This is a genomic window from Streptomyces sp. NPDC018031 (assembly GCF_044327625.1).
Lineage (GTDB): Bacteria > Actinomycetota > Actinomycetes > Streptomycetales > Streptomycetaceae > Streptomyces.
The window spans coordinates 183,349-204,555 of the sequence record NZ_JBIRFT010000010.1 but is presented as its reverse complement, the minus strand read 5'-3'; the positions used below and the strand labels follow the sequence as shown (position 1 = coordinate 204,555).

Below are 21,207 nucleotides of genomic sequence, written 5' to 3'. Positions count from 1 at the left end.
GGGCCGTCCCGGTCCCGGCCCGCCGGCTCGGCGCGGACCGGTCGCCGTCTCCCGGCCGGCGGGGAAGACACGTCTGCACCGCCGGCCCGGGGGAGCGGCACACCGGCCGGGGCCGCGCAGCCGGACGGCGGGGCCACCCGGCCCCGACGGCCGCGACGTCCGGTCACGCGCGGTCCGTCCCGGCCGCGGGTGGCGGGCCGGTGTCATCCGGCGGAACGTCAGGAAACCCCGGAGTGACAATGTCCATGGCGGTCCGGTGAGGCGTTCCCGGCGCACAACCCCCGTGGTGGGGACGGCATCTAAGCGGGTGACCGGAGACAACGAGACGACGACCGGTCACCACCGGGCGCGCCGGCCGTGCTGCGACGGCGACGCCCGCCCACCGGCGCCCTCCGCGCCGGTGCGGACCACCACTCCACGCGCGAAGGGTCACTTCTGCATGCGTATGCGCGCCATCACCGCTGCCACCGCCACCGCCACCCTCGCCCTGAGCTGGGCCGTGCTCGGGATGCCCGCCGCCCAGGCGGACACGGCGGCCACGACGGCCTCCGCCACCCTCGTCCACGACGACGCGCTCTGGTACAAGGCCGCCGCCGGGCAGACGAACCAGCTGACGGTCACCGTGAAGAGCATCGACGTCGACCCCTCCGAGTTCGGGGAAGACTTCCAGATCACCTTCCGCGACGAGGCCGGTATGACCATCGACGCCACCGCGGCCGAGACGGATGCCTGCGTGTACCCCACGGCGGGTGATCGCACCGTGGTCCAGTGCGTCATCGCCGAGCCGCTGGGCTCCGACGACTCGACCACCTACGAGGTCGACCTCGGCGACGGCGCCGACAAGGCGACGGTCGACTCCCGGGCCGCGATCGCCGCGGTCCACGGCGGTTCGGGTGGAGACGTCATCAAGGGCACCGGACAGATCCACTTCGACGGCGGGGACGGCAACGACCGCATCGACGGCACCGACGGCCTCGGCGTCGACGGCGGCGAGGGCGACGACGTCCTCACCGGTGCCTGCCAGTACGTCTGCCGCGGCGGCGGCGGAAACGACTCGGTGACCGGGACCGGCGACATCAACGCCCTGTACGGCGACGACGGCAACGACGTGCTGCGCGCCGGGGGCGAGAACGACGAGGTCTACGGCGGCCGGGGCAACGACAGGCTGTACGGCGAGGACGGCGCCGACACGATGTACGGCAACAGCGGCGACGACGTGCTGTACGGCGGCAAGGGCCGCGACACGCTCTCCGGTGGGCCGGGCACGAACAAGGTGTACCAGGACTGAGGGCCGGTCCGGCGGGGCGGGGGCGGCTGGTCCGCCCCGCCCCGCCGGGCCCCGGACGCGGGCCGAGCGGGGCCGCCCCCGCTCGGCCGGTCCGTCCGCTCCGGCTACCGCGCCGGGGCGTCCCCGAGCCGGTACAGCTCCGGGACCGAGACCTTGATCGGCTCCTGAGTGGTGCGCGCGATCACCACGACCACGGGCTCGTCCGGGTCGGGGTTCTCCTCGCGGTGCGGGACGAACGGCGGGACGAGCAGGAAGTCCCCGGGTCCGGCGGCGATCCGCACCTCCCGCACGCCGTCGTGGTACACGAACACCGGATGACCGCTGACCACGTAGATCCCCGCCTCCGAGTCACCGTGGTGGTGGTTGTCCGTCGAGCTCAGCGGCGGGTTCTCCACCAGGCCCATCCACAGCTTCCGGGAGCCGACCGTGCCGCCGCTGATGGCGGCGTAGCCGTCCAGCTCGCCGGAGCGGACGTGGTGGACGCGGTTGTTCAGCGGTGCGTCGCCGTCGGTTCCGGGGGTGGCTCCGACGCCTGCCTGGCTGGTCATGCTTGCCTCCTGAAGTGTGTTGTGCGGTGGCCCGTGGCCAGGGCCCCACACTGCGACCGCCGTGCCGGAGACGCCAACTGCCGTTGCCGTACCGGCAACACGCGCGCGGACGACCCGCCCGCGGGCGCCGCGGTGGCCGTGCACCGGGGGGCACCGCGCCGGCCGGGTCGCGCCGGAATCGGACTGCGGGAGCACCGTTCGCGCTGCGATACTGCGCCGATGACCGATGTGCCTACCGCCGTGCTGGACTCGTTGCAGGGGCTTGCCTTCGGTGACGCCTTCGGTGACCGTTGGTTCGGCATCCTGCGCCGGGACGGTCCGGCAGCCCTGGAGGCGCGCACGTTGCCCCCCGAACCGCTGTGGCGGTGGAGTGACGACACCGCCCAGGCGCTCGTCCTCGTCCGGGAACTCGCCGAGGGGGGCGGCACCGTCGACCAGGACCGCCTCGCCCTGCGCTTCGCGGAAGCGTACGCCGACGACACGCACCGCGGCTACGGAGCCTCGATGCATGACGTGCTCCGCCGGATCGGGGCGGGCGAGCCCTGGCGGGAGGTGGTCACCGGACAGTTCGACGGCCAGGGCTCCTGGGGCAACGGTGCGGCCATGCGCGCCGCTCCACTCGGTGCCTGGCACGCCGCCGACCTCGACGCGGTCGCCGAACAGGCCGCCCGCCAGGGCGCGGTCTCGCACCACCACCCGGAGGCGGTCGCCGCGGCGGTGGGGGTCGCCCTCGCCGCGGCGCTGGCAACCCGCAGCCGGGGGGAGTGCGCCCCGGACCGGCCGGACTTCCTCCGGGCGGTCGCCGAGCGACTCCCCGACAGCGACGTCCGGTCGGGAGTGCGGATCGCGGCACGAATGCCGGGGCACACCTCGGTCCGGCACGCCGCGGAGGTCCTGGGCTCCGGATACCGGATGTCCGGGCCCGACACCGTCCCCTACGCCCTGTGGTGCGCCGCGGGGCACCTCGACGACCTGCACGAGGGCCTGTGGCTCACGGTCGCCGGGCGTGGCGACATCGACACCACCTGCGCCATCGCGGGTGGTGTGATCGCTGCTCGCACGGGCGTGGCAGCCCTCCCCCCTGCCTGGCACGCGGCACGTGAACCACTGCCCCTGGTCGGGGCGGGGTGAGGACTCCCCTCGGCACGAGTTCAGGCGTCTCCGGCACAGCAGTGCGCATCCGAGGGCGCGGAAGGCCTGGTGGATGCCGTCGCGGATCTCCCGCCGGATCGGCGGGCGGTCGCCGGGCCCGGAGCGACCCCACCACCGCGAAGATCATTTCGTGGGAGTTCTCATGCCCCGGCCAGCAGCAGGCCGCCCATCGTGATCATGGTGATGGCGACCAGGCCGTCCAGCACCCGCCAGGCGCCGGGGCGGGCGAGCAGGCCGCCCAGCAGCCGCGCCCCGTAGCCGAGTGAGGCGAACCAGACCAGGCTCGCCAGGACCGCGCCGATGCCGAAGGCCCAGCGCAGCGAGCCGTGGTGCGAGGCCACGGAACCGATCAGCAGCACGGTGTCCAGGTAGACGTGCGGGTTGAGCCAGGTCATCGCCAGACAGGTGAGGACCGCTCCCCGGACGGAGCCGGCGGCGGCACCCTGCGCGGTGAGGGCCGCTCCGGCGGCGGGCCGCAGCACCCGCCGGGCGGCCAGGGCGCCGTAGCAGATCAGGAAGGCGCCGCCGGCCAGGCCGACCGCGGTGACGGCGGCGGGCCAGGCGGTGACGACCGAGCCCACCCCCGCCACCCCGAGGGTGATGAGGACCGCGTCCGAGACGGCGCAGATGCCGACCACCGCGAGGACCGCGTGCCGACGGGCTCCCTGGCGCAGCACGAAGGCGTTCTGCGCGCCGATGGCGACGATGAGGGAGAGTCCGGTGCCGAATCCGGCGAGGGCCGCGGTGGTGATGCCGTGTGTCATGGGCACGAGGCTATGAACCGCTCGTCGAGCAGTACAGCTAAAGTTTTTTACGTATCCTTAGTGATTGTGATGGACGAGCTTCCCCTGGACCAGGTCCGTACGCTGCTCGCGGTGGTAGACGAAGGCACCCTGGACGCGGCCGCGGCCGCGCTGCACGTGACCCCGTCGGCGGTCAGCCAGCGGATCAAGGCGCTGGAACAGCGCACCGGGCGGGTGCTGCTGATCCGCACCAAGCCGGTACGGCCGACGGAGTCCGGCCAGGTCGTCGTGCGGTTCGCACGCCAGCTGGCCCGGCTGGAACGGGACGCCCGGGCGGAACTGGGGATGGCCGCCGAGCAGGGCCCCGTGCGGCTGCCCATCGCGGTGAACGCGGACTCCCTGGCGACCTGGTTCCTCCCGGCGCTGACCCGGGTGCCGCAGGACCCGCCGATCTGCTTCGAACTGCACCGCGAGGACGAGGCGCACACCACGGCGCTGCTGCGCGAGGGGCAGGTCATGGCGGCGGTCACCTCGTCCCCCGACCCGGTGGCGGGGTGCACGGTGCGGTCCCTGGGCCTGGCCCGGTACCTGCCGGTGGCCGGGCCCGACTTCGTGTCCCGCCACCTGACCGGCCCGCTCCGACGCGATCTGCGGACCGCGCCGGTCATCGTCTTCGACCGCCGGGACGACCTCCAGGACGCCTTCGTACGGTCACTCACCGGCGACGACGGTACCGGCGCGAGCCGGGTGCGTCACCACGTGCCCACCTCGGAGGGGTTCTGCGACGCGGTCACCGCCGGCCTCGGCTGGGGCCTGGTGCCGGAGCCCCAGGCGGTGCCGCTGCTGCGCTCCGGGGCGCTCACCGCCCTCGACCCCGCCCGCCCGGTGGACGTCCCGCTGTTCTGGCAGCAGTGGAAGCTGGACTCCCCGGCGCTGGCCACCGTCGCGGACGTCATCGCCACCGCGGCGGCCGAGGCGCTGCGCACCGGCTGAGCCCACCGCGCGCCCGGGGCGGGGACCACCGCCGGAGCCGGTCAGCACCGGGGGAGGGGCCGGACCAGGAGAGGGCCGACGGGCCGGCCGGGGCCCCCGGCCCCCTGGGCGGGCGCCGGGTGGATCGTCCGCCCCGCCCGGGGCACGAGCCGGTCGCGCTGCTCACGCGGGGCCTCGGCCCTGCCGACGGGACCGGCGCAGCGGCCCGTGGGCCCCGGTGTGTGCCGGGGGTGCGCGGAACCGGCCGCCGACGGGCCCGGCGCGGTCCGCGCCGCGGCGAGGACGCCGAGCAGGGCCAGGGCGGCCGCCGCCGCGCCGACGGCGGTCAGCCCACCCGCCCGCCCCGGCCCGCGACGGGATCCCCGGGATGCCGCGGTGCCCGCCCGCGACCGGCGCGGGGCCCGCCCCCGCCGCCCGGGCGGGCCGGCGAAGGCCAGGGCGACGACGACCGTGGCGGCCACCAGCGTGACGCGGGTCGCGTCCCGCAGGAAGCGGAGCAGGCTGTCGTAGACCGCGGCCGCGGCGTCCTGCGGCTGCGTGTCGGCCGGGACGGAGTCCAGGTACGTCTGGCGCAGCAGGTCGAGGGTGACCAGCAGCGCCAGCATCATCAGCGCCACGCCGGCACCCACCGCCGCCAGCGCGGCCCGGTGCGCGGGAAACACCCGGACGGCGAGCGCGCCGAGCAGGACGACGAGTACCGGCAGCCCGGCGCCCAGGGTGTCCAGCAGGCGCATCAGGGTCTGTGCCTCGTCCAGTTCGTCGGTCTGCACCAGCACCACCGACTTGTCGACGTGCGGGATCGGCCCGGTCTCGAACCCCGCCGCGGCCAGTTCGCGGCGCACCTCGTCGAGGACGGTGCCGAGGTCGAGGGTGATGGTGCCGCCCCGCGTCTCGACGGCACTGCCGCCCTTGCCGGTGAGCACCTGGACGATCGCCGGATGGACGCGACGGTTGGCGGTCTCCCAGGCACCGGCGAACTGGTCGCTGGTCACGGCCTTCTCGACCACGCCGTGGACCACCTCGGCGACCCCGGCGTCGCGTGCCTCGGGCAGGGCCCGGGCCTGCTCGACCACGGCGGGCGGCGCGCCGTTGCGGCGGAGGGTGTCCGCGAGGGCCGCGGTGGCCTTCTCGTCGTCGACGGTGTCGGCGACCCATGCGGTCAGCCGGTCGGTCAGTTCGCGCTGGACCGCCGGTTCCGTGGCGATGGGCGCGACGGTCTTCACGTAGCGGTCGGTGTCGGTGATCTGCGTGCTCACCCAGACCGCGACGACCCCCAGGGGGGCGAGGACGATCGTCAGGGCCACCAGGAACGCGCCGCACAGCTGGCGCAGCCGCCGGTGCCGCGCGGGCCCGGCGGGGCGCGGCGGACCGTCATCCGGCCACTTCGCCGCGTTCGCCGGGTGCCGGACGCCGTCGGGAGCTGAGTTCGCGCAGGACTGCATGGAGTACTCCTGCTCACAACTCCCCGGGCAATCCCTCCGTCGGCCCCCCGGGTGAAGGATTCCCCGGAAACGAAAGAAACCATGGCAGTACTCCGGCGTCATCCGGTCGGAAGCGGGCGCGTTCGGCGGTGTGTGGTCAGCTGCGGTCGCGCCGGGCCCTCCGGCGCCTCCGCTCTCCGGCGCCTCCGACTCCACGGCCCCTCCGCCCCACCCGCGGCCCGCCGGGCGGTACGGCCGGCGCTCAGGCCATGAGGCGGCCCGCCGCGGCGACCAGGTCGTCGGTCGCCGCGATGGCGGCTTCGCGGCGGGCGGCCAGGACGCCGAGGTCCGCGGCGTCGCGCAGGTCGAACGCCGCGAGGGCGGCCCGCCGGGCCGGTTCCGCGAGGGACGGTTCGAGGACGGCGACCGAGACCAGCGGGCCGGTCACGGCGGAGCGGGTGGCATGGGAGGTCGTACGCGCCGCCTCGAACGCCTCCCGGTCCGCGCCGCTCAGCCGGATGCGCTCGCGGTGCCACAGCGCACGCCGGTGGTCGCCCAGCGCGGCGACCAGCTCGCCCAGCGCCGCGCGCAGCGCCTCCGCCCTCCGGTCGGCGCGGTCGGCACGCCGGGCGCTCCGCTCGGCCCGGATCTGCAGCAGGCCGGTGAGCGCGCCGCCGAGCAGTGTGCCGGCCACGGCGATGATGCTGGGCCACATCGCGAAGTCCTCCTGGGGAAGCGGTGGGTGGGTCCGGCCGGGGCGACCGAGCCCCACCGGTGCTGTGTTCCGGTCCATCGTGGAGAAGGCGCCGCCGGATGCCCAGCCTCCGCCCGGCGGCCGGGGAGCGCGTCGGCGCCCCGGGCCGCCGGCCACCGGGGCCGGGGCCGGGGCGGCAATCCGGACGGAGGCCGTGATGGACCGTGCGGCGCGCGTCACCGCCCCGGCGCCCGCGCCGCGGCCACCGCCCGGGCCGGGCGGCCCCGACCCCGGCTACGAGGCGTCGCCGCGTTCCGGGCGCGGCAGCAGACCCCGCTCCAGGGCCACCACGACCGCGTGCGTGCGGTCGCTGACGTCGAGCTTCGCGAAGATCCGCAGCAGGTGCGTCTTCACCGTGGCCTCCCCGATGACCAGTCGCCTGCCGATGTCGGCGTTGGACAGCCCGTCGGCCACCGCGTTCAGCACATCCACCTCACGCGGCGTCAGGGCCACCGGCGCGGGCCGTCGCATGCGGGCGAGGAGCCGTTCCGCGACCCGGGGGGCCAGCACCGTCTCACCCCGGGCCGCGGCCCGGATGGCGTCGACGAGCTGCCCGCGCGTGGTGTCCTTGAGCAGGTAGCCGATGGCTCCGGCCTCGACCGCGCGCTCGATCTCGGCGTCGGTGTCGTAGGTGGTCAGCACCAGCACCCGGGCTCCGGACCGGCCCGCGACGATCTCGGTGGTGGCCGCCACCCCGTCCATGACCGGCATCCGCAGGTCGAGCAGGACCACATCGGGCCGTACCCGCTCGACCAGTTCGACCCCGGCCCGGCCGTCGTCCGCCTCGCCGGCGATCTCGATGCCGGGCTCCGAGCCCAGCAGGGCGACGACCCCGGCACGCATCACCGTGTGGTCGTCCACCACGACGATACGGAGGCTGGCTTCCGTCATGTCACACCTGGCCGTTCGTGGGAACCATGGCGAGGACGCGGGTGCCGTCGCCGAGAGAACTGGTGACCGTCAGATCGCCGCCGAGCTCGGCGAGACGCCGGCGCATCCCGTCCAGACCGAAGCCGTGCGACTCCTCGACGACGAAGCCCCGGCCGTCGTCGGTGATCTCCAGCTCGACACCGTAGGGGTACGCGGTGAGGACCACGCCCACCGTGGAGGCGTTCGCGTGTTTGCGGACGTTCGCCAGCGACTCCTGGGTGCAGCGCAGCAGCGCGATCCGGGTCTGCTGGTCGCATTCGACGTCCGGCAGCTCCGCGCTGACGGTGAGACCGGTGTCCTCGGCGAACCGGTCCAGGGTGCGGCGCAGGGTCCGGGCGACCGTGCCGGCGGCGACGGCCGAGCCCGGGGCGGACCCGACGAGGACACGCGCCTCGGCGAGGTTCTCGCGCGCGGTGTGCTCGATCGACAGCAACTGCTGCGTGCTCTTCGCCGGTTCGGACCCCAGATGCGCACGGGCCGCCTCCGCCAGCACGACGATGGACGCGAAGCCCTGCGCCAGGGTGTCGTGGATCTCCCGCGCCAGCCGCTCGCGCTCCTCGGCGGCGCCCTCCCGCCGGTGTGCCTCGGCCAGCCGCCGCCGGGCGCTCTCCAGCTCGGCGCTGAGCCGGCCGACCCGCTCGTCGCTCTGCTGGAGGACCCGGTGCACCCACAGCCCGAGCAGGGCGCCGACCGCGTACCCGGTGAGGGTGAAGACCACGTTCCCGGTGAAGAACTCCTCGTCCCAGCGGTGCCCGAGGGTGCTGCCGGTCACCGTGGCCGCGGCGGCGGCACCGCTGAACACGATCGCCTGCCGCGGCCCGGTGCCGAAGACCCAGAAGTGCGGGAGCGACACCAGGAACAGTGCCGCGCCGCCGCCCGGCAGGGCGGCCATCGCCCCCACGCCCACGACGAGCACGTACAGGAAGGTGCGCGGCCGCACCACCGGGTTGCCGGGGAACGCCTCCACGGCCGTGTAGCAGCCGCCCAGGACGGCCAGCAGCGCCAGCGACCAGTACTTGGGCGCGCCGGAGTCGTTCAGCAGCCCGATCGTCGAGGGCGCCAGCCCCAGGACCACCCAGGTGACGGCGTGCCACCGGCGGAGTCGGCGTATCCAGAACCGGTCGTTGAGCCGGGGCCGTCGATCCATGCCGGTCAGCCTATGGTCTCGAGCGGACCGTGATCGGCGGGGGTGGCACGTCGGGCCCGGCGGATGCCGCGCGACGGCCACCAGTTCGCCTCGCCGAGCAGCAGCATGAGCGAGGGCAGGACGAGCAGCCGGATGACGACCGCGTCCAGCAGGACCGCCACCGCCAGGCTGAAGCCGATCTGCTTCATCTCCATGATGTGCAGCGGCACGAAGCTGGCGAAGACCGTCACCATCACGAAGGCGGCGCTGGTCACCACGGACGCCGAGCCCCTGATGCCGTCGAGCACCGCGGTGCGGGTCGGCACCCCGCGCAGCGCGGCCTCCCTGATCCGGCTGATCACGAACACCTGGTAGTCCATGGAGAGGCCGAAGAGGATGACGAACAGGAACAACGGCACCCGGGAACCGATCGAGCCGGTGGAGCTGAAGTCCAGCAGCCCCTCGGCCCACTCGCCCTGGAAGACCAGCACCAGCAGCCCGAGCGACGCGGCCGCGGACAGCAGGTTGAGCACCACCCCGACGACGCCGAGGACCACCGAGCGGAACACCCACACCGTCATGGCGAAGGTCACCAGCAGCAGGGTGGCGATGATCAGCGGGAGCTTCCGCTTCTGGTGCGCGGGGTAGTCGGCGTAGCGGGCCACGTCCCCGGTCACCGCGGTCTCGGCGCCGGACAGCCTGCCGACCGTGGCCGGCACGTACTCCTCCCGCAGGCGCTCCAGCGACTCCTGGGCGGCGTCGGTGCTCACATGGTGCGGCACCCGCAGCTGAAGCGAACTGATCCGGTGGTCCCGGGAGGTGTGCAGCTCCGGGGTGCCGGCGAGCAGCGGGTCGCTCTCGGCGCGGCGCCCGAGGTCACGCAGCGCGCCGGCGACCTCCTCGGCATCCCCGGCGCCGGCCCGCACCACGACCTGGTGCATGGCCTTCAGCTCCGGGAACGCCTCGTTCAGCCGGTCGTAGGTCTGCATGGCGGGGATGAGGCGGGGGTGGGTCTCCCGGCCCATGTCGGTCAGGTTCAGCCCCAGCAGCGGGGCGGCCAGGGCGAGCATGACGGCGACCGCCACACCCAGCGTCGCCGCGGGCCGCCTGCTCGTCGGACCGAGCAGGGCGGCGGTGATCCGCCCCGACCCCTCCCGCGGCCGCGTCGCCCGCGGGAGCCGGCCCGGCCGCCGCGCCCCGGCCGCCCGGCGCGCCGCCCGCCGCTCCGCCCGCGCCCCCAGGGCGGCCAGCAGTGCGGGCAGCACGGTCAGCGAACTCGCCACGGCGACCAGCGTGACGACGATCGCGCCGGTGGCGATCGAGGAGAAGATGACGTCGTCCGCCAGGTACAGCGTCGCGCTGGAGACGGCCACCGCGAGACCGGAGAACACCACGGCCCGCCCGGAGGTCGCCGCGGCCAGCTCCACCACGGCCCGCGGGGTGAGCCGTCCGCCGGAGCGGGCCCGCTCCTCCCGCTCGCGCTTGAGGTAGAACAGGGTGTAGTCGACGCCGACCGCCATCCCGATCAGCAGGATCACGTTGGTGCCCACCCCGGCGTCCGGGAAGGCGTGCGAGGCCAGCATGGACAGCCCCACCGCCGACGCGATGGAGGACAGGGCCAGCAGCAGCGGCACGGCGGCCGTCGCCGCGGAACGGAAGACGACCAGCAGGGTGATGAGGGTGACCGGCAGCGCGATGATCTCGGTGCGCGCCAGATCACTGCCGCGCTGCTTCTCCACGCCCTTGCTGATGGACGGTCCGCCGGTCTCCTCCACCCGCAGCCCGGGGTAGGCGTCCTGCACGGCGGCGGTCTGCGCCCGCAGCGGCTCGACGTGCTTCTTGCCGTCGAGTTCGGCGCCCCGCAGCGTCACCGGAACGCGTATCGCCCGGCCGTCGGCGGAGCCGACCGGCGCGCCCACCGACCGGACTTCGGGCAGTCTCCCCATCCGCGCGATGACGTCCCGGGCGGCGGCGTCGGCGGCGGCCCGGTCCAGTCGCCCGGTGTCCGGCTTCGCGGAGATCAGCACGTGCTCCACCGGCTTCTGCTGCAGTCCGCCCTCGGTGGCCATCGCCTCCGCCCGGCCGGCCTCGCCGATGTGGAAGTCCTCGGAGGTCGCGGGGTTGCTGCCGACCGCCACCCCGGTACCGAGGCACAGTGCGACGAAGAGGAACCAGCCGGTGATCGCCCGCCAGGGGTTCCGGGCACTCCAACGTGCCATGCGTACGGGGAAGTTCGTCATGCGTCCATGCTGGTCGGCGTGGTGCAGCGGCCGACAGCGGCGGCCGGTGGAACCCGGTGTCCACCGGTCGGTGGACACAGGCCCCGGTGGCCGCTGCCGGCCGCGGCACGGCTGCATCGCGTGCCGTCCCGGCCGGGGCGGGGAGCGCCTCCGCCGCCGGCCGAGACCGGCCCGCCCCGGCGGGCGCCCCGGCTCCCCTCGGCCCCGCGCGGGGCCGGCCGGCGCGGAGGGCGGGGCGCGGGCGGAGCCGGTCAGCCGGTCCCGGTGGCGAACGGCCCGCCGGCGCCGAACGCGAGCCGCGCGAAGTTCTCACCGATGCGCCGGTGCCCCGCCGGGCCGGGGTGGAGGTCGTCGGGCAGCGGCAGCTCCGCGTGGTCCCGCTCGCCGTAGAGCTCGCGGCCGTCGAGGTAGTGCAGGTTCGGGTCGTCGGCCGCCCGTTCCCGGACGATCCGGGCGAGTTCCTCCCGGATGACCTTGAGGGTCAGCCGCCCGGCGGCGCGTTCCGCCGGGTCGCCGGTGGCCCGGAAGCGCAGGGTCCCGTCCTGGAAGTCGGCCGCCAGCGGGCCGGGGGTGTCCTCCTGGAGCGGGCACAGGATCGCCGACACGACCAGCAGCGGGGTGGCCGGATGTCCCTCGCGGAGGGTGTCGAGGAAGCCGTGCACGGCGGGGGTGAAGGCGCGCAGCCGCATCACGTCGGTGTTGACGATGTTGATGCCGATCTTGACGCTGACGAGGTCCGCGGGGGTGTCCCGCATCGCGCGGGCGGTGAACGGGTCGAGCAGCGCGCTGCCGCCGAAGCCCAGGTTGACGAGTTCCACTCCGCCCCGGGCGGCGGCCAGGGCCGGCCAGGTGGCGGTGGGCCGGTCGGCGTTCGAGCCATGGCTGATGGAACTGCCGTGGTGCAGCCACACCCTGCGTCCGCCGTCCGGAGCCGGTCCGACGGGCGCGTCGGTGCGCAGGGCGATCAGCTCGGTGGTCTCGGAGTGCGGAAGCCAGATCTCGACGACCTTGTCCCGCGCGGGCAGACCGTCGAACCGGGCGGTTCCGGGCGGGCCTTCGCGCAGTTCGACGGCCCCGGTGGCCAGGTCGACGGAGCGGACGTTGCCGCCGGCCACCGTGGCCTGGGCGGTGGGACGGCCGTCGACCAGCAGGTCGTAGACGCCGTCGGGTGGGTCCGGCAGCCCCGGGTAGACCCGCTTGGTGGGCAGGGTGTCCAGTGCGATGACGGTGGCCCGGGTGCGCAGGGCGAGCCGCACCCCGGACGGCTGGGCCTCGGCCATGGCCAGCTGGTCGTCCGGGATCTGCCGGCGCGCGCGGGCGGGTAGCCGGTGCGGCAGCAGACCGTGCGCCGTGCGTTCCAGGTCGAGGGCGCCTCGTACCAGGTCCGGGGTGACCGGTGTGGTGATCCAGCGGTGCTCGGTGTCCATGCGTCCCAGTCTCCCGGTCGAGGCCGCGCGGTCGCGGGTGCGCCGGGGCCCGGATCCGGCCGTGCTGCCGGGCCCCGCCGCCGGGTGGTGCGGCACTCCGCGGGAGCACATCGGTTAGACAGGACATATGCAAACATTCTTGCCGTGTGTCGACTTCTCCGCCTCGGCCTCCCTGCTCGATGTGCGGCGACTCGGCAAACAGCGGGTGGAGGCGCTCCAGGTGCTCCGCGGTCTCACCGTGCCCGGCTACGGCTGGCGCCACCACCCCGCCGTACGCATGTGGGCCGGCTACGAGGAGGCCCTGGTCAGATATGGGCTGGAGGTGTGCCGGACCTGGTGCGACGGCGGACGCTCGGACACCTGCGCGGTCTCGCTGCTGTCGGACTTCGCCGGCACCGGGCGCGCCGGACAGGTGCGCGGCCAGCGGGACCTGGCCGCCGGGGGCGAGCTGCCACCCTGGCTCGGTGACGAGGACTTCCACCGCAGCCACCAGTCGGCGCTGGTGCGCAAGGACCCCGCGTTCTACCGGTCGCGGTTCCCCGACGTGCCCGACGACCTGCCCTATGTGTGGCCCAGGTCGGACCGCGAGCGCTGACCCGGCGCACGCCACCGCGGTCGCACGCTCCGGGGGGCGGGAGCCCCGCCGGCCGGTACCGCTCCCCGGCCACCGGCCGACCGGGGCCGCGCGGATCCGACGCCCGGACGCGACCGACGCTTCGGAACCGCGGCACCGACGTCTTCTCCTGCCGTGCCGGGAGGCCGCAGCGCTCCCGGCACGCCCCCGGAGGGCGAGGGACGTCCTGCCGGCGGGGTGAACGGGGGACACCCACCTCAAGGTGCGTGATTGATCAACGGCCGGTGAGGACCCATTCTGGGATTGGCGCGCCAAGCCCCTTGCCCGATACCGACGCCGAGTCCGGCACCGATCGTTTCTCCGTCATGTGGTCCTGTCCCCAGGCTTCGAGCAGCACCAGCAGCTCGTAGAGGCGACGGCCCTTCGGGGTCAGCGAGTACTCGACCCTGGGTGGCAGCTCGTCGTACACCTCACGGTGCACCACGCCGTCCGCTTCCAGCTCCCGCAACTGCTGGGTCAGCACCTTCTCGCTGATTCCGGTGACGAGCCGGCTGGTCTCGCGGAAGCGGCGTGGACGCTCGGCGAGCACCCACATGATGAACGCCTTCCACTTGCCTTCAAAGACCCCTACCGCGGCGCCCATGGCGCACTCCTGCGGCTCCGTCACGGCCCGCACCGCCCTTCTTCCGCCACCATCGAATTCCAGGAGCTCATGATGTCCCATTGTCCTGTCACCGTTCTCGGCCTCGGCCCGATGGGCCGCTCCCTGGCAGCGGCGTTCCTCGCTGCCGGGCATCCCACAACCCTCTGGAACCGTACGCCGGGGAAGGCGGCGGATCTCATCGAGCGCGGTGCCGTGGAAGCCGGCTCGGCGGCCGAGGCGATGGCCGCCAGTCCGCTGGTCGTGGTGTGCGTCCTCGACTACGAGGCCGTACGGGCGGTCGTCGGCCCGCACGCCGACGTCCTCGCGGGGCGCACCCTGGTCAACCTGACCGCCGACACCCCGAGCCGTGCCCGCGCCACCGCCGAATGGGCCGCGGCGCACCGGATCGACTACCTCGACGGCGCCATCATGGTCCCGACGTACCTGGTCGGCGGGCCGGAGACGCTCGTCTTCCACAGCGGCCCGGCGGACGTCTACGCACGGCACGAGGCCACCCTGGCGTCACTCGGCGGTCGGGCGGTGCACCTCGGCGAGGACCCCGGGCTGGCCGCGGCGCACGACGTCGCCCTCCTCGACGTGTTCTGGACGGCGATGACCGGGATGGTGCACGCCTTCGCGCTCGCGACCTCCGAGGGTGTCCCCGCAGAAGGCTTCGCCCCCTACGCCAAGGGGGTCGTAGGCCTCCTGCCGGATATCGTCGACGCCTTCGCGGAGCAGATACGCACCGGCGAATATCCCTCGGAGGGGTCCAACCTGCGGTCGGCCGCGGCCATCATGACGCATGTCCTGGAGGCCACGCGGGCACGCGGCCTCGACTCGTCCGTGATCGCCGCCGCGCACCGCGTCGCCCAGCGCGGAATGGAGGCCGGATACGCCGAGAACTCCTACGCCCGGGTCGTCGACATCATCCGGGGCTGAGCCCCACCGGTATCGGGCACCGCACCGCACGGCGACCGGCCCGGCACGCCCGGGCCCGCGCTGCCGGTGGCGGCCGCACGGCCGCACGGATGCACAGCGACGACGAACAGCGGCTGCGCGACCGGCTCCACGGCCGCTTCCGGTGGCGCGGAAAGGCGGGTGGGAGCGGGGCGCCGGAGCCGGTGGGACTCCACCGCCTACGGCTCCCGGGCGGCAGGCGTGTCGGCGTCCCCGGGAACGGCCGGCCGTCCCCGGGGCGGTCCGGCCGCTGCGTCCGGCTCGTGCCAGGAGCCGCAGGCGGAACAGTGAGGCGGGGGCCGGTCCATGCCGACGACCCGCACGAGGGCGGCCGAGGCCGCCGCGTCCGACGCGGCGGCCCTCGCCGCACGCGGGCCGGTTCACGCTCGCGTCGATCCGCGTGACGGAGGAGCCGTCCGTCACGGGGAGGAACGGCGGCAGGCCCTCGGGCAGGGCGCTGTCCACGCTGAGGCCATCGAAGGTCAGTGTGCCGCCGACACCGGAGATCCACCGGGTGATGTCCGCCGCCCCTACCGCGGACCCGGCGCCCCTGCCGGAAGCCGGGGCGGACCGGTGGGCGCCGGGCGGCGGGAGGTGTGCTCCGGTCGCCGGCGCCCGGGCCGCGCCTCGGGCGAGGCCGGCCACCACCCCCGCGCCCCACCGGCCACCGCCGCGTCGTACCCGCTCAGTCGAGGACCGCGATCGCCTCGACCTCGACCAGGTGCTCGGGTACGTCCAGGGCAGCGACGCCCAGCAGGGTGCCCGGCGGTACCGGGACGGCCCCCAGCTTCGCGGCGGCTCGGCCGATTCCCTCCAGCAGCACCGGCAGTTTGCCGGGCGTCCAGTCGACGACGTGGATGGTCAGCTTCGCCACGTCGGCGAAGGAACCCCCCACCTCTGCCAGGGCGGTGCCCACGTTGAGGTAGCACTGCTCGACCTGGGCGGCGAGGTCGCCCTCGCCGACCGTGACGCCGTCGGCGTCCCAGGCGACCTGCCCGGCCACGAAGACCAGCTTCGACCCGGTCGCGACCGACACCTGCCGGTAGGCGTCGACTTCCGGCAACCCGCCGGGGTTCACCAGGGTGATGGCCATGACTGCCCGCCTCCTCGACGCGCGAGCACCCGGGCTCGCTTCGCCGCGGCCGGGCATCCCGCTCTCCTGTGGTTACCCGGGAACCGTAGGAGAGCGGCCGCCGCCAGGGAAGAACGCACTTTTCGGTGACCGGGTCACCTCGGGGTGACCCGGCAGTTCAGCGGCTCGGCGGAGGCCGCGGACCGGTGCGCGCGGTCCCCGGCGCGGGAGACGACCGACGGCCGGCACGCCGGGATCCGCCGGCACCCGGGCCGCGTCGAGGACCCCCGCCGCCGCCTCGCCTCCCGACCGGGCCGTCCGGCAGCCACCGGGAGCCGGAGGACGTCCGCCGCCTCACACCGCCGCCGGAGGCGGCTGCACGGCTGACGAGCCCGCCTCCGTCCGGGGGCGGCGGCCCAGGAGCCGTGCTCCTCCGTCCTTCTCGGTGGCCACGGCGGTGGCGGACAGCAGCGTCGCACCGGCGAGGCTGCCCCACAGGGCGGCCGGGCCGTGCGGTGCCAGCGCGGTGATGACCGCCGGGGAGACGGCGAGGCCGAAGCCCGTGGAGATCTCGAAGCGGGCGAGGGTGCGCCCCAGCAGATGGGCCGGGGCGAGAGCGGTGACGAGCGCGGTGGCGCTGCCGGCGTAGATGATCTCGCCGATCGTGCAGATCACGGACACCGCGGCGACGGCCGGGGCACCCCAGCCGTGCCCCAGCGAGGCGGCCACGAGGAAGCCGAGGTAGGACGCGGTGAGGACCACGCCGCCGAGGGCCAGCGCGGTCCGCCGGGAGAACCGGGACAGCAGGACGGTGACCGGAACCTGCAGGGTGACCACCAGCACCGTGTTGGCCACGAAGATGGCCGCCGACCACACCGGGGACGCGTCCAACTGCGTCACCAGGATCAGCGGGAGCGCGATTTCGGGCACGTTGAGGCAGAAGACGTAGATCACGTTGGCGGCGAGCAGCGCGCGCATCCGGGGCGCGGGCCCGTCCGCCCCGCCCTCGGCCGGGGCGGCGGCCGGATCCGCGTGGAGGCGGACCGACCACGCCAGGGCCGCCGCGGTGAGATAGGCGAGCCCGGTGACGGCCGCCAGCGCCTGCAACGCGGCGGTGCCGCCGGCCAGGCACGCGGTGGCGAGGAGCGCGCCCGCGCCCATGCCGGCGTTGCGCAGCGAGCGGCCCGCCGCGAGGGCGGCGTCGCGTTCCCGGCCCCGGGCGACCGTGGCCACCAGAGCCGCGTGGGCGGCCGGCCACGCCTGGTTGCCGATGCCGAGGAAGAGCGCCGCCGTCCCGAACAGCCAGACCTGCCCCGCCGGGGTGGCCAGCAGCACCACCACGCCCACCACCCGCACCAGCATCGACGCCGCCACGACCACGCTGCGCGCGCCCCGGTCCAGCCAGCGGCCCACCGCGGGCATGCACACCAGACCCGCGACGATGCCCACCGTCATGGCGATGCCGGTGGCCGGCGCCGACAGCCGCAGCACCGTCACCCCGTAGAGCAGCAGAAAGGGCCGCAGCAGACCGGTGCCGAGCGCGTCCACGGCCAGCGCGACGGCATAACGGGGGCCTCCGGAGGCACGGACCAGGGCACGGGGCCGGATCTTGATGGTGGTTGCCATGGCGCCACACGCTGCGTGCCGCCGCCGCACCGAGCACGTCGGTTGACGGACACCGTCAACCGACGCCGCCGCGGGCCGCCCGAGCGGGGATGATGACGGGATGGCGTTGAGGATCGACATCAGCGGCATGCCGTCCGAGCGACTGCGGTTCGCCGCCTCCCCGCTGGCCGAGCTGACCGCGATGCTGCACGTGCTGGCCGAACCCGGGCACCATCCGCAGCTGGCCGGGTGGGCCGGGGAGGTCTGGGCCGGGCTGCCGCCGGAGCTGGCCGAGCGGTTGCGGGAGGCGGAGTTCCTCTGGCGTGCCTCGCAGGCCGACTTCCTGCTGCCGGCCCGGCCCCGGCCCACCCTCGCCGAGGAGCTGGACGGGGTGGACCGGATCGACGACGAAACGTATGTGACCGCCGCACTCGTCACCACGTGCGGCGGGAGCCGGGTGCACTTCGCCGCTCCGTCCCCGCTCACCGACGCCACCGCGCGCGAGCGGGCCCTGGAGGTGGCCCAGGCGCGCGGCGCGCGGCAGGAGGCCTTCGCGGAACGGCTGCTCGCCGACCCGGGCGCGGTGCGGGCGCGGGTGCGCCACACCCTGGAACAGTGCGCCGAAGCCTTCTTCGACGCCGCCTGGACCGGCGTCGCCGTGCAGCTCGCCACCGACCTGCGCGTCAAGCACGACCTGCTCCGGCGCCAGGGCGTCGGGGCGGCACTCGCCTCGGTCTCCGGCGCGGTCACCCTGGCCCCGGACGGCGACTGCATCATCGTGGACAAGCTGCAGGACAAGGCGACCGCCGCCCACGGCACCGGGGTCACCTTCATCCCCAGCGTCTTCGGCCGCCCGCACCTGGCGGTGGTCCACGCGCCCGGGTGGCAGCCGGTGGTGCAGTACCCCGTGGCCGAGCCGACCCCCGCGGAACCGGTACCGCTGGAGACGGTCACCCTGCGGCTGGAGGCGCTCGCGCATCCGGTGCGGCTGCGGCTGCTGCGCACCCTGGCCCGCGGCCCGCACACCACCGGTGAACTCGCCCACGCCTGGGAACTCTCACCCCCCGAGGTCTCCCGCCACCTCGCCGTCCTGCGCCGCGCGGGGCTGCTCACGGCCCGGCGGCACGGCCGTTACGTCCGGTACACCCTCAACCTCTCCGACCTGACGGCGCTCGGCACCGACCTGCTGGCGGCCGTGCTGCGCTGAGCGGCGGGGACGCGCGGCGCCGACGCCCCGGCCGGCCCCCGGGCGGCCGCCGCACCCGGCGCGGCGGGGGCGGCCCGCTCCCACCGCCGGGCCGGCGGCACCGCCCCGCGCCCGTGCCCGGGGACCACCGGCCACGCCGCCGCACCCCGCCGCGCGGATGCTCCCCGGTCCCGGACGGGTAGGAGGCAACCACGGTGTGCCCGGGCGGCCGCCGTCCGGGGACACGCACGCGTGTGGAGGGGCGCCATGGTGTGGATCGCGATGCTCGCTGCCGGATACGGGCTGACGGCGGTCACCGCCGTGTGGTTCCGCTGGGCCCACCGGCGGCTGGTGCGCGCCCCGGTCGTGCCGCGTCCCGCGCCCGTGGAGCTGACGCTCCACGAGGTGGCCTTCCTGAGCCGGGGCCGGCGCGGCGCCGCGGAGACGGTGCTCGCGTCGATGCTGCTGGCCGGCCGGCTGACGGTACGGGACCGGGTGCTCACCGTCCTCGACCCGGTGCCGCGGGACCGGGTCGAGGCCGACGTGATCGACGCCTTCGGCACCGCCCCGTGCCGCAAGCCCTGGAAGCGGCTGGACCGGCTGACCGGCGGCCGGGGTATCACCGCCGTGGGTGACCGGCTGGCCGACCTGGGCTTGGTGGGCCGGGTGACGCTTCACCACCGGGTCGCGCGGGCCGACGAGTTCCTCTTCTCCGCACTGGCCCTGTCCTGCCTCACCGGAGTGGTGTCCGTCTACGTGGCCGCGGGGCAGGGCGACAACCCCCTGGTTCCGCTGGCGGCCACGGCCGTCCTCTGGGGGGCGGGGGTACTCGCCATGCGTCCGGGCGGCCCCTGGGGCGCGGCGAACACCGAGGCGGGGAAGGAAGTCCTGGCGGCCCTCGACGCCGGCAGCCGGCCGTGGCCTCCGGTCACCCGCGACGATCTGTCCGAGGCGCAGGCGCTGCTGCTCCGTGAAGTGGCCCGGGACGGCCGGCTGCGCGGCGAACTGGCGCCCCTGTCGGCGGCGCTCAGCCGTCCCGCATCCCCCACCGGCACCATGCCCAACAACGATCCGCCGGGGCTGGGCGGCGCGATCTGACCGATGGGGCCGGTTCGCACCGGGCCACGCCTCCCGCGGCACCCCCGCACGGGCCACGCCTCCCGCGGCACCCCCGCACGGGCACACCCCGCGCGGCGAAGGCCGGTGCGTCCCCCGGCACCTCGTCCCCGGCGGGAGGATCGTCGCCGAAGCAGCGGCTCGGGTGCGTGTCGCCGACCGCGCCGGGCCGGTGCCGGGGCGCGTCGGCCGGCGGCGCCCGGATCAGCCGTCGGACGATCCGGGCGGAGCGGTCCGGATCTCCGTGCGGGCCGGACCGGAAGGGTGGGCCACGGCGGCGGCGTCCCGCGCCGCCCGGTTGAACGCGTGGATGGTGGCCGTGGTGTTGCCGGCGAGCCAGGTGGGGATCCACTCCAGCGGCGGGGCGTCGGTGACGGGGAGGTAGACGACGTCGGAGCGGCTGTAGTAGCGGGGGGCCTGGGCACCCACCAGGAAAGCGCCCTGATCGGCACCGATCAGGGTGAGCGCCTCCTGGAAGGTCTCGAAACCGGGGCCGGCTTCGATGGGATGGCCCGCCGGGGTCAGCAGCGGGGCGCGCTCGGTGCGCCAGTACTCGGGGACCGTCCCGGCCACCTGCAGGAGCCGGACCGCGGCCAGGTCTTCCAGGGTGACGCTCGGCCGGCGGGCCAGCGGATGCCGGGAGGAAACGGCCAGCATCCTCGTTTCCGAGAACAGCACCGGGCCGTTGACCATGCCGGCTTCCTCGTGCGGCAGGGTCACGATCAGCAGGTCGACGTCACCGGCGCGCAGCCGCGGGAAGCCGTCGGAGATCTGGGACTCCCTGAGCCGGACGCGGCAGCCGGGGCGGCGCTCGGCGAACAGCTCGGCCACCTGGGCCATGAGCTGTCCCGCGGCGGCGCCGACGAAGCCGACCCGCAGCGTGCTGTGGGTGCCCTGGGCGGCGTCGGCCGCCTTCCTCAGCCCGGCCTCGATCTGCTCGTAGGCCGGCCGCAGATCGTCGTACAGCTGCTGCCCGATCGGGGTGAGCCGGACCGGGCGGCCGCCGCGTTCGAACAGCGGCGCCCCGACCCGGCGTTCCAGCTTCTTGATGGTCTGGCTGATCCGGCCGGTCGTGACATGCAGGCCGGCGGCCGTCCGGCCGAAGTGCAGTTCTCTGGCAAGCGTCAGGAACGCCTCGAACTCCAGCCGTTCGAGCACTACCCCTCCGTGAGTCGTTGAGCCCGGCTAAACGGGCGTTACCGATCGGGCATCTTGTCGATCTTGATGACGCACAGCAGTGTGGGTGGTGCGGGAACCCGCCCGGCAACCACGGGGATCCTCATGGCACCGCGGGTCGCCGATGTCCCTGTGCCGCCACACGAGGTGGCCGCCATCGCCGCGCTCGTCGCCGGCGTGGCACGGTTCCGGGCTCCCCGCCGTACGTCCTGGCCGAGGGCGACGGCCGCCGGCCCATCGTGGCCGCGCGGCACAC

19 protein-coding genes are annotated in these 21,207 nt (G+C 75.0%); 7 read left to right on the top strand and 12 right to left on the bottom strand.

Going from position 1 to position 21,207, the window contains the following annotated elements:
* Positions 1-439: 439 nt before the first annotated feature.
* Complete coding sequence (locus ACH4B3_RS22645) at positions 440-1,288, top strand: calcium-binding protein (protein ID WP_398465341.1); 849 nt, start codon at positions 440-442, stop codon at positions 1,286-1,288.
* Positions 1,289-1,392: 104 nt separating this feature from the next.
* Here the strand turns inward: ACH4B3_RS22645 and ACH4B3_RS22640 are convergent, their stop codons facing one another.
* Positions 1,393-1,836, bottom strand: a complete 444-nt coding sequence (locus ACH4B3_RS22640; RefSeq protein ID WP_398465339.1) for a cupin domain-containing protein — start codon at positions 1,834-1,836, stop codon at positions 1,393-1,395.
* A 219-nt stretch (positions 1,837-2,055) separates the two neighbouring features.
* Here ACH4B3_RS22640 and ACH4B3_RS22635 point away from each other — a divergent pair, with 219 nt between their 5' ends.
* Positions 2,056-2,967 (top strand): ADP-ribosylglycohydrolase family protein, encoded by a 912-nt coding sequence (locus tag ACH4B3_RS22635; RefSeq protein ID WP_398465337.1) that lies wholly within the window; start codon positions 2,056-2,058, stop codon positions 2,965-2,967.
* A gap of 161 nt (positions 2,968-3,128) precedes the next feature.
* On the opposite strand, the gene ACH4B3_RS22630 is transcribed toward ACH4B3_RS22635, so the two are convergent.
* Positions 3,129-3,752: a LysE/ArgO family amino acid transporter gene (locus ACH4B3_RS22630; protein WP_398465335.1), complete on the bottom strand. Its 624-nt coding sequence runs from the start codon at positions 3,750-3,752 to the stop codon at positions 3,129-3,131.
* A gap of 69 nt (positions 3,753-3,821) precedes the next feature.
* Between ACH4B3_RS22630 and ACH4B3_RS22625 the strand changes: the two genes are divergently transcribed.
* Complete coding sequence (locus ACH4B3_RS22625; RefSeq protein WP_398465333.1) at positions 3,822-4,724, top strand: LysR family transcriptional regulator ArgP; 903 nt, start codon at positions 3,822-3,824, stop codon at positions 4,722-4,724.
* Between the two features lie 41 nt (positions 4,725-4,765).
* Here the strand turns inward: ACH4B3_RS22625 and ACH4B3_RS22620 are convergent, their stop codons facing one another.
* From ACH4B3_RS22620 to ACH4B3_RS22595, 6 genes are all read right to left on the bottom strand, one after another.
* Complete coding sequence (locus ACH4B3_RS22620; protein WP_398465331.1) at positions 4,766-6,166, bottom strand: DUF2795 domain-containing protein; 1,401 nt, start codon at positions 6,164-6,166, stop codon at positions 4,766-4,768.
* Between the two features lie 241 nt (positions 6,167-6,407).
* On the bottom strand, positions 6,408-6,860 hold the full coding sequence (locus ACH4B3_RS22615) for a protein kilB (RefSeq protein WP_398465329.1): 453 nt from the start codon (positions 6,858-6,860) through the stop codon (positions 6,408-6,410).
* Between the two features lie 273 nt (positions 6,861-7,133).
* On the bottom strand, positions 7,134-7,790 hold the full coding sequence (locus tag ACH4B3_RS22610; protein ID WP_398465328.1) for a response regulator: 657 nt from the start codon (positions 7,788-7,790) through the stop codon (positions 7,134-7,136).
* Between the two features lies 1 nt (position 7,791).
* Positions 7,792-8,976, bottom strand: coding sequence for a sensor histidine kinase (locus tag ACH4B3_RS22605; RefSeq protein WP_398465326.1), 1,185 nt, complete (start codon positions 8,974-8,976; stop codon positions 7,792-7,794).
* A 5-nt stretch (positions 8,977-8,981) separates the two neighbouring features.
* A complete protein-coding gene (locus tag ACH4B3_RS22600; RefSeq protein WP_398465324.1) occupies positions 8,982-11,195 on the bottom strand; it encodes an MMPL family transporter in 2,214 nt (737 codons plus the stop codon).
* Positions 11,196-11,446: 251 nt separating this feature from the next.
* The gene (locus tag ACH4B3_RS22595) at positions 11,447-12,622 is read right to left on the bottom strand and encodes a GDSL-type esterase/lipase family protein (protein ID WP_398465322.1); all 1,176 of its coding nucleotides are present in this window, start codon (positions 12,620-12,622) and stop codon (positions 11,447-11,449) included.
* A 127-nt stretch (positions 12,623-12,749) separates the two neighbouring features.
* On the opposite strand from ACH4B3_RS22595, the gene ACH4B3_RS22590 reads away from it, so the two are divergent.
* On the top strand, positions 12,750-13,217 hold the full coding sequence (locus ACH4B3_RS22590; RefSeq protein WP_398465320.1) for an MSMEG_6728 family protein: 468 nt from the start codon (positions 12,750-12,752) through the stop codon (positions 13,215-13,217).
* A 253-nt stretch (positions 13,218-13,470) separates the two neighbouring features.
* On the opposite strand, the gene ACH4B3_RS22585 is transcribed toward ACH4B3_RS22590, so the two are convergent.
* Positions 13,471-13,863: a winged helix-turn-helix transcriptional regulator gene (locus ACH4B3_RS22585; protein ID WP_398465318.1), complete on the bottom strand. Its 393-nt coding sequence runs from the start codon at positions 13,861-13,863 to the stop codon at positions 13,471-13,473.
* A 48-nt stretch (positions 13,864-13,911) separates the two neighbouring features.
* On the opposite strand from ACH4B3_RS22585, the gene ACH4B3_RS22580 reads away from it, so the two are divergent.
* On the top strand, positions 13,912-14,778 hold the full coding sequence (locus ACH4B3_RS22580; RefSeq protein ID WP_398465316.1) for an NAD(P)-dependent oxidoreductase: 867 nt from the start codon (positions 13,912-13,914) through the stop codon (positions 14,776-14,778).
* Positions 14,779-15,481: 703 nt separating this feature from the next.
* Here ACH4B3_RS22580 and ACH4B3_RS22575 read toward each other — a convergent pair.
* Both ACH4B3_RS22575 and ACH4B3_RS22570 read right to left on the bottom strand, forming a co-directional pair.
* Positions 15,482-15,889 carry a RidA family protein gene (locus ACH4B3_RS22575; RefSeq protein WP_398465314.1) on the bottom strand — a complete coding sequence of 136 codons (408 nt, stop codon included), beginning with the start codon at positions 15,887-15,889 and terminating at the stop codon, positions 15,482-15,484.
* 333 nt (positions 15,890-16,222) lie between these two features.
* Positions 16,223-17,494: an MFS transporter gene (locus tag ACH4B3_RS22570; RefSeq protein ID WP_398465312.1), complete on the bottom strand. Its 1,272-nt coding sequence runs from the start codon at positions 17,492-17,494 to the stop codon at positions 16,223-16,225.
* A 100-nt stretch (positions 17,495-17,594) separates the two neighbouring features.
* Here ACH4B3_RS22570 and ACH4B3_RS22565 point away from each other — a divergent pair, with 100 nt between their 5' ends.
* Together ACH4B3_RS22565 and ACH4B3_RS22560 are read left to right on the top strand one after the other, a co-directional pair.
* Positions 17,595-18,680, top strand: coding sequence for a DUF5937 family protein (locus tag ACH4B3_RS22565; RefSeq protein ID WP_398465310.1), 1,086 nt, complete (start codon positions 17,595-17,597; stop codon positions 18,678-18,680).
* 246 nt (positions 18,681-18,926) lie between these two features.
* Complete coding sequence (locus tag ACH4B3_RS22560) at positions 18,927-19,757, top strand: TIGR04222 domain-containing membrane protein (RefSeq protein WP_398465308.1); 831 nt, start codon at positions 18,927-18,929, stop codon at positions 19,755-19,757.
* A gap of 222 nt (positions 19,758-19,979) precedes the next feature.
* Here ACH4B3_RS22560 and ACH4B3_RS22555 read toward each other — a convergent pair whose 3' ends face one another.
* Positions 19,980-20,933, bottom strand: a complete 954-nt coding sequence (locus ACH4B3_RS22555) for a LysR family transcriptional regulator (protein WP_398465306.1) — start codon at positions 20,931-20,933, stop codon at positions 19,980-19,982.
* Positions 20,934-21,207 lie beyond the last annotated feature (274 nt).

Bases quoted from the DNA above. Each gene is read 5' to 3' on its own strand.
- ACH4B3_RS22630 (WP_398465335.1), bottom strand. From the start codon at position 3,752: ATGACACACGGCATCACCACCGCGGCCCTCGCCGGATTCGGCACCGGA.
- ACH4B3_RS22605 (WP_398465326.1), bottom strand. From the start codon at position 8,976: ATGGATCGACGGCCCCGGCTCAACGACCGGTTCTGGATACGCCGACTC.
- ACH4B3_RS22645 (WP_398465341.1), top strand. From the start codon at position 440: ATGCGTATGCGCGCCATCACCGCTGCCACCGCCACCGCCACCCTCGCC.
- ACH4B3_RS22590 (WP_398465320.1), top strand. From the start codon at position 12,750: ATGCAAACATTCTTGCCGTGTGTCGACTTCTCCGCCTCGGCCTCCCTG.
- ACH4B3_RS22570 (WP_398465312.1), bottom strand. From the start codon at position 17,494: ATGGCAACCACCATCAAGATCCGGCCCCGTGCCCTGGTCCGTGCCTCC.
- ACH4B3_RS22580 (WP_398465316.1), top strand. From the start codon at position 13,912: ATGTCCCATTGTCCTGTCACCGTTCTCGGCCTCGGCCCGATGGGCCGC.
- ACH4B3_RS22595 (WP_398465322.1), bottom strand. From the start codon at position 12,622: ATGGACACCGAGCACCGCTGGATCACCACACCGGTCACCCCGGACCTG.
- ACH4B3_RS22625 (WP_398465333.1), top strand. From the start codon at position 3,822: ATGGACGAGCTTCCCCTGGACCAGGTCCGTACGCTGCTCGCGGTGGTA.
- ACH4B3_RS22615 (WP_398465329.1), bottom strand. From the start codon at position 6,860: ATGTGGCCCAGCATCATCGCCGTGGCCGGCACACTGCTCGGCGGCGCG.
- ACH4B3_RS22610 (WP_398465328.1), bottom strand. From the start codon at position 7,790: ATGACGGAAGCCAGCCTCCGTATCGTCGTGGTGGACGACCACACGGTG.
- ACH4B3_RS22560 (WP_398465308.1), top strand. From the start codon at position 18,927: ATGGTGTGGATCGCGATGCTCGCTGCCGGATACGGGCTGACGGCGGTC.
- ACH4B3_RS22635 (WP_398465337.1), top strand. From the start codon at position 2,056: ATGACCGATGTGCCTACCGCCGTGCTGGACTCGTTGCAGGGGCTTGCC.
- ACH4B3_RS22575 (WP_398465314.1), bottom strand. From the start codon at position 15,889: ATGGCCATCACCCTGGTGAACCCCGGCGGGTTGCCGGAAGTCGACGCC.
- ACH4B3_RS22565 (WP_398465310.1), top strand. From the start codon at position 17,595: ATGGCGTTGAGGATCGACATCAGCGGCATGCCGTCCGAGCGACTGCGG.
- ACH4B3_RS22620 (WP_398465331.1), bottom strand. From the start codon at position 6,166: ATGCAGTCCTGCGCGAACTCAGCTCCCGACGGCGTCCGGCACCCGGCG.
- ACH4B3_RS22640 (WP_398465339.1), bottom strand. From the start codon at position 1,836: ATGACCAGCCAGGCAGGCGTCGGAGCCACCCCCGGAACCGACGGCGAC.
- ACH4B3_RS22600 (WP_398465324.1), bottom strand. From the start codon at position 11,195: ATGACGAACTTCCCCGTACGCATGGCACGTTGGAGTGCCCGGAACCCC.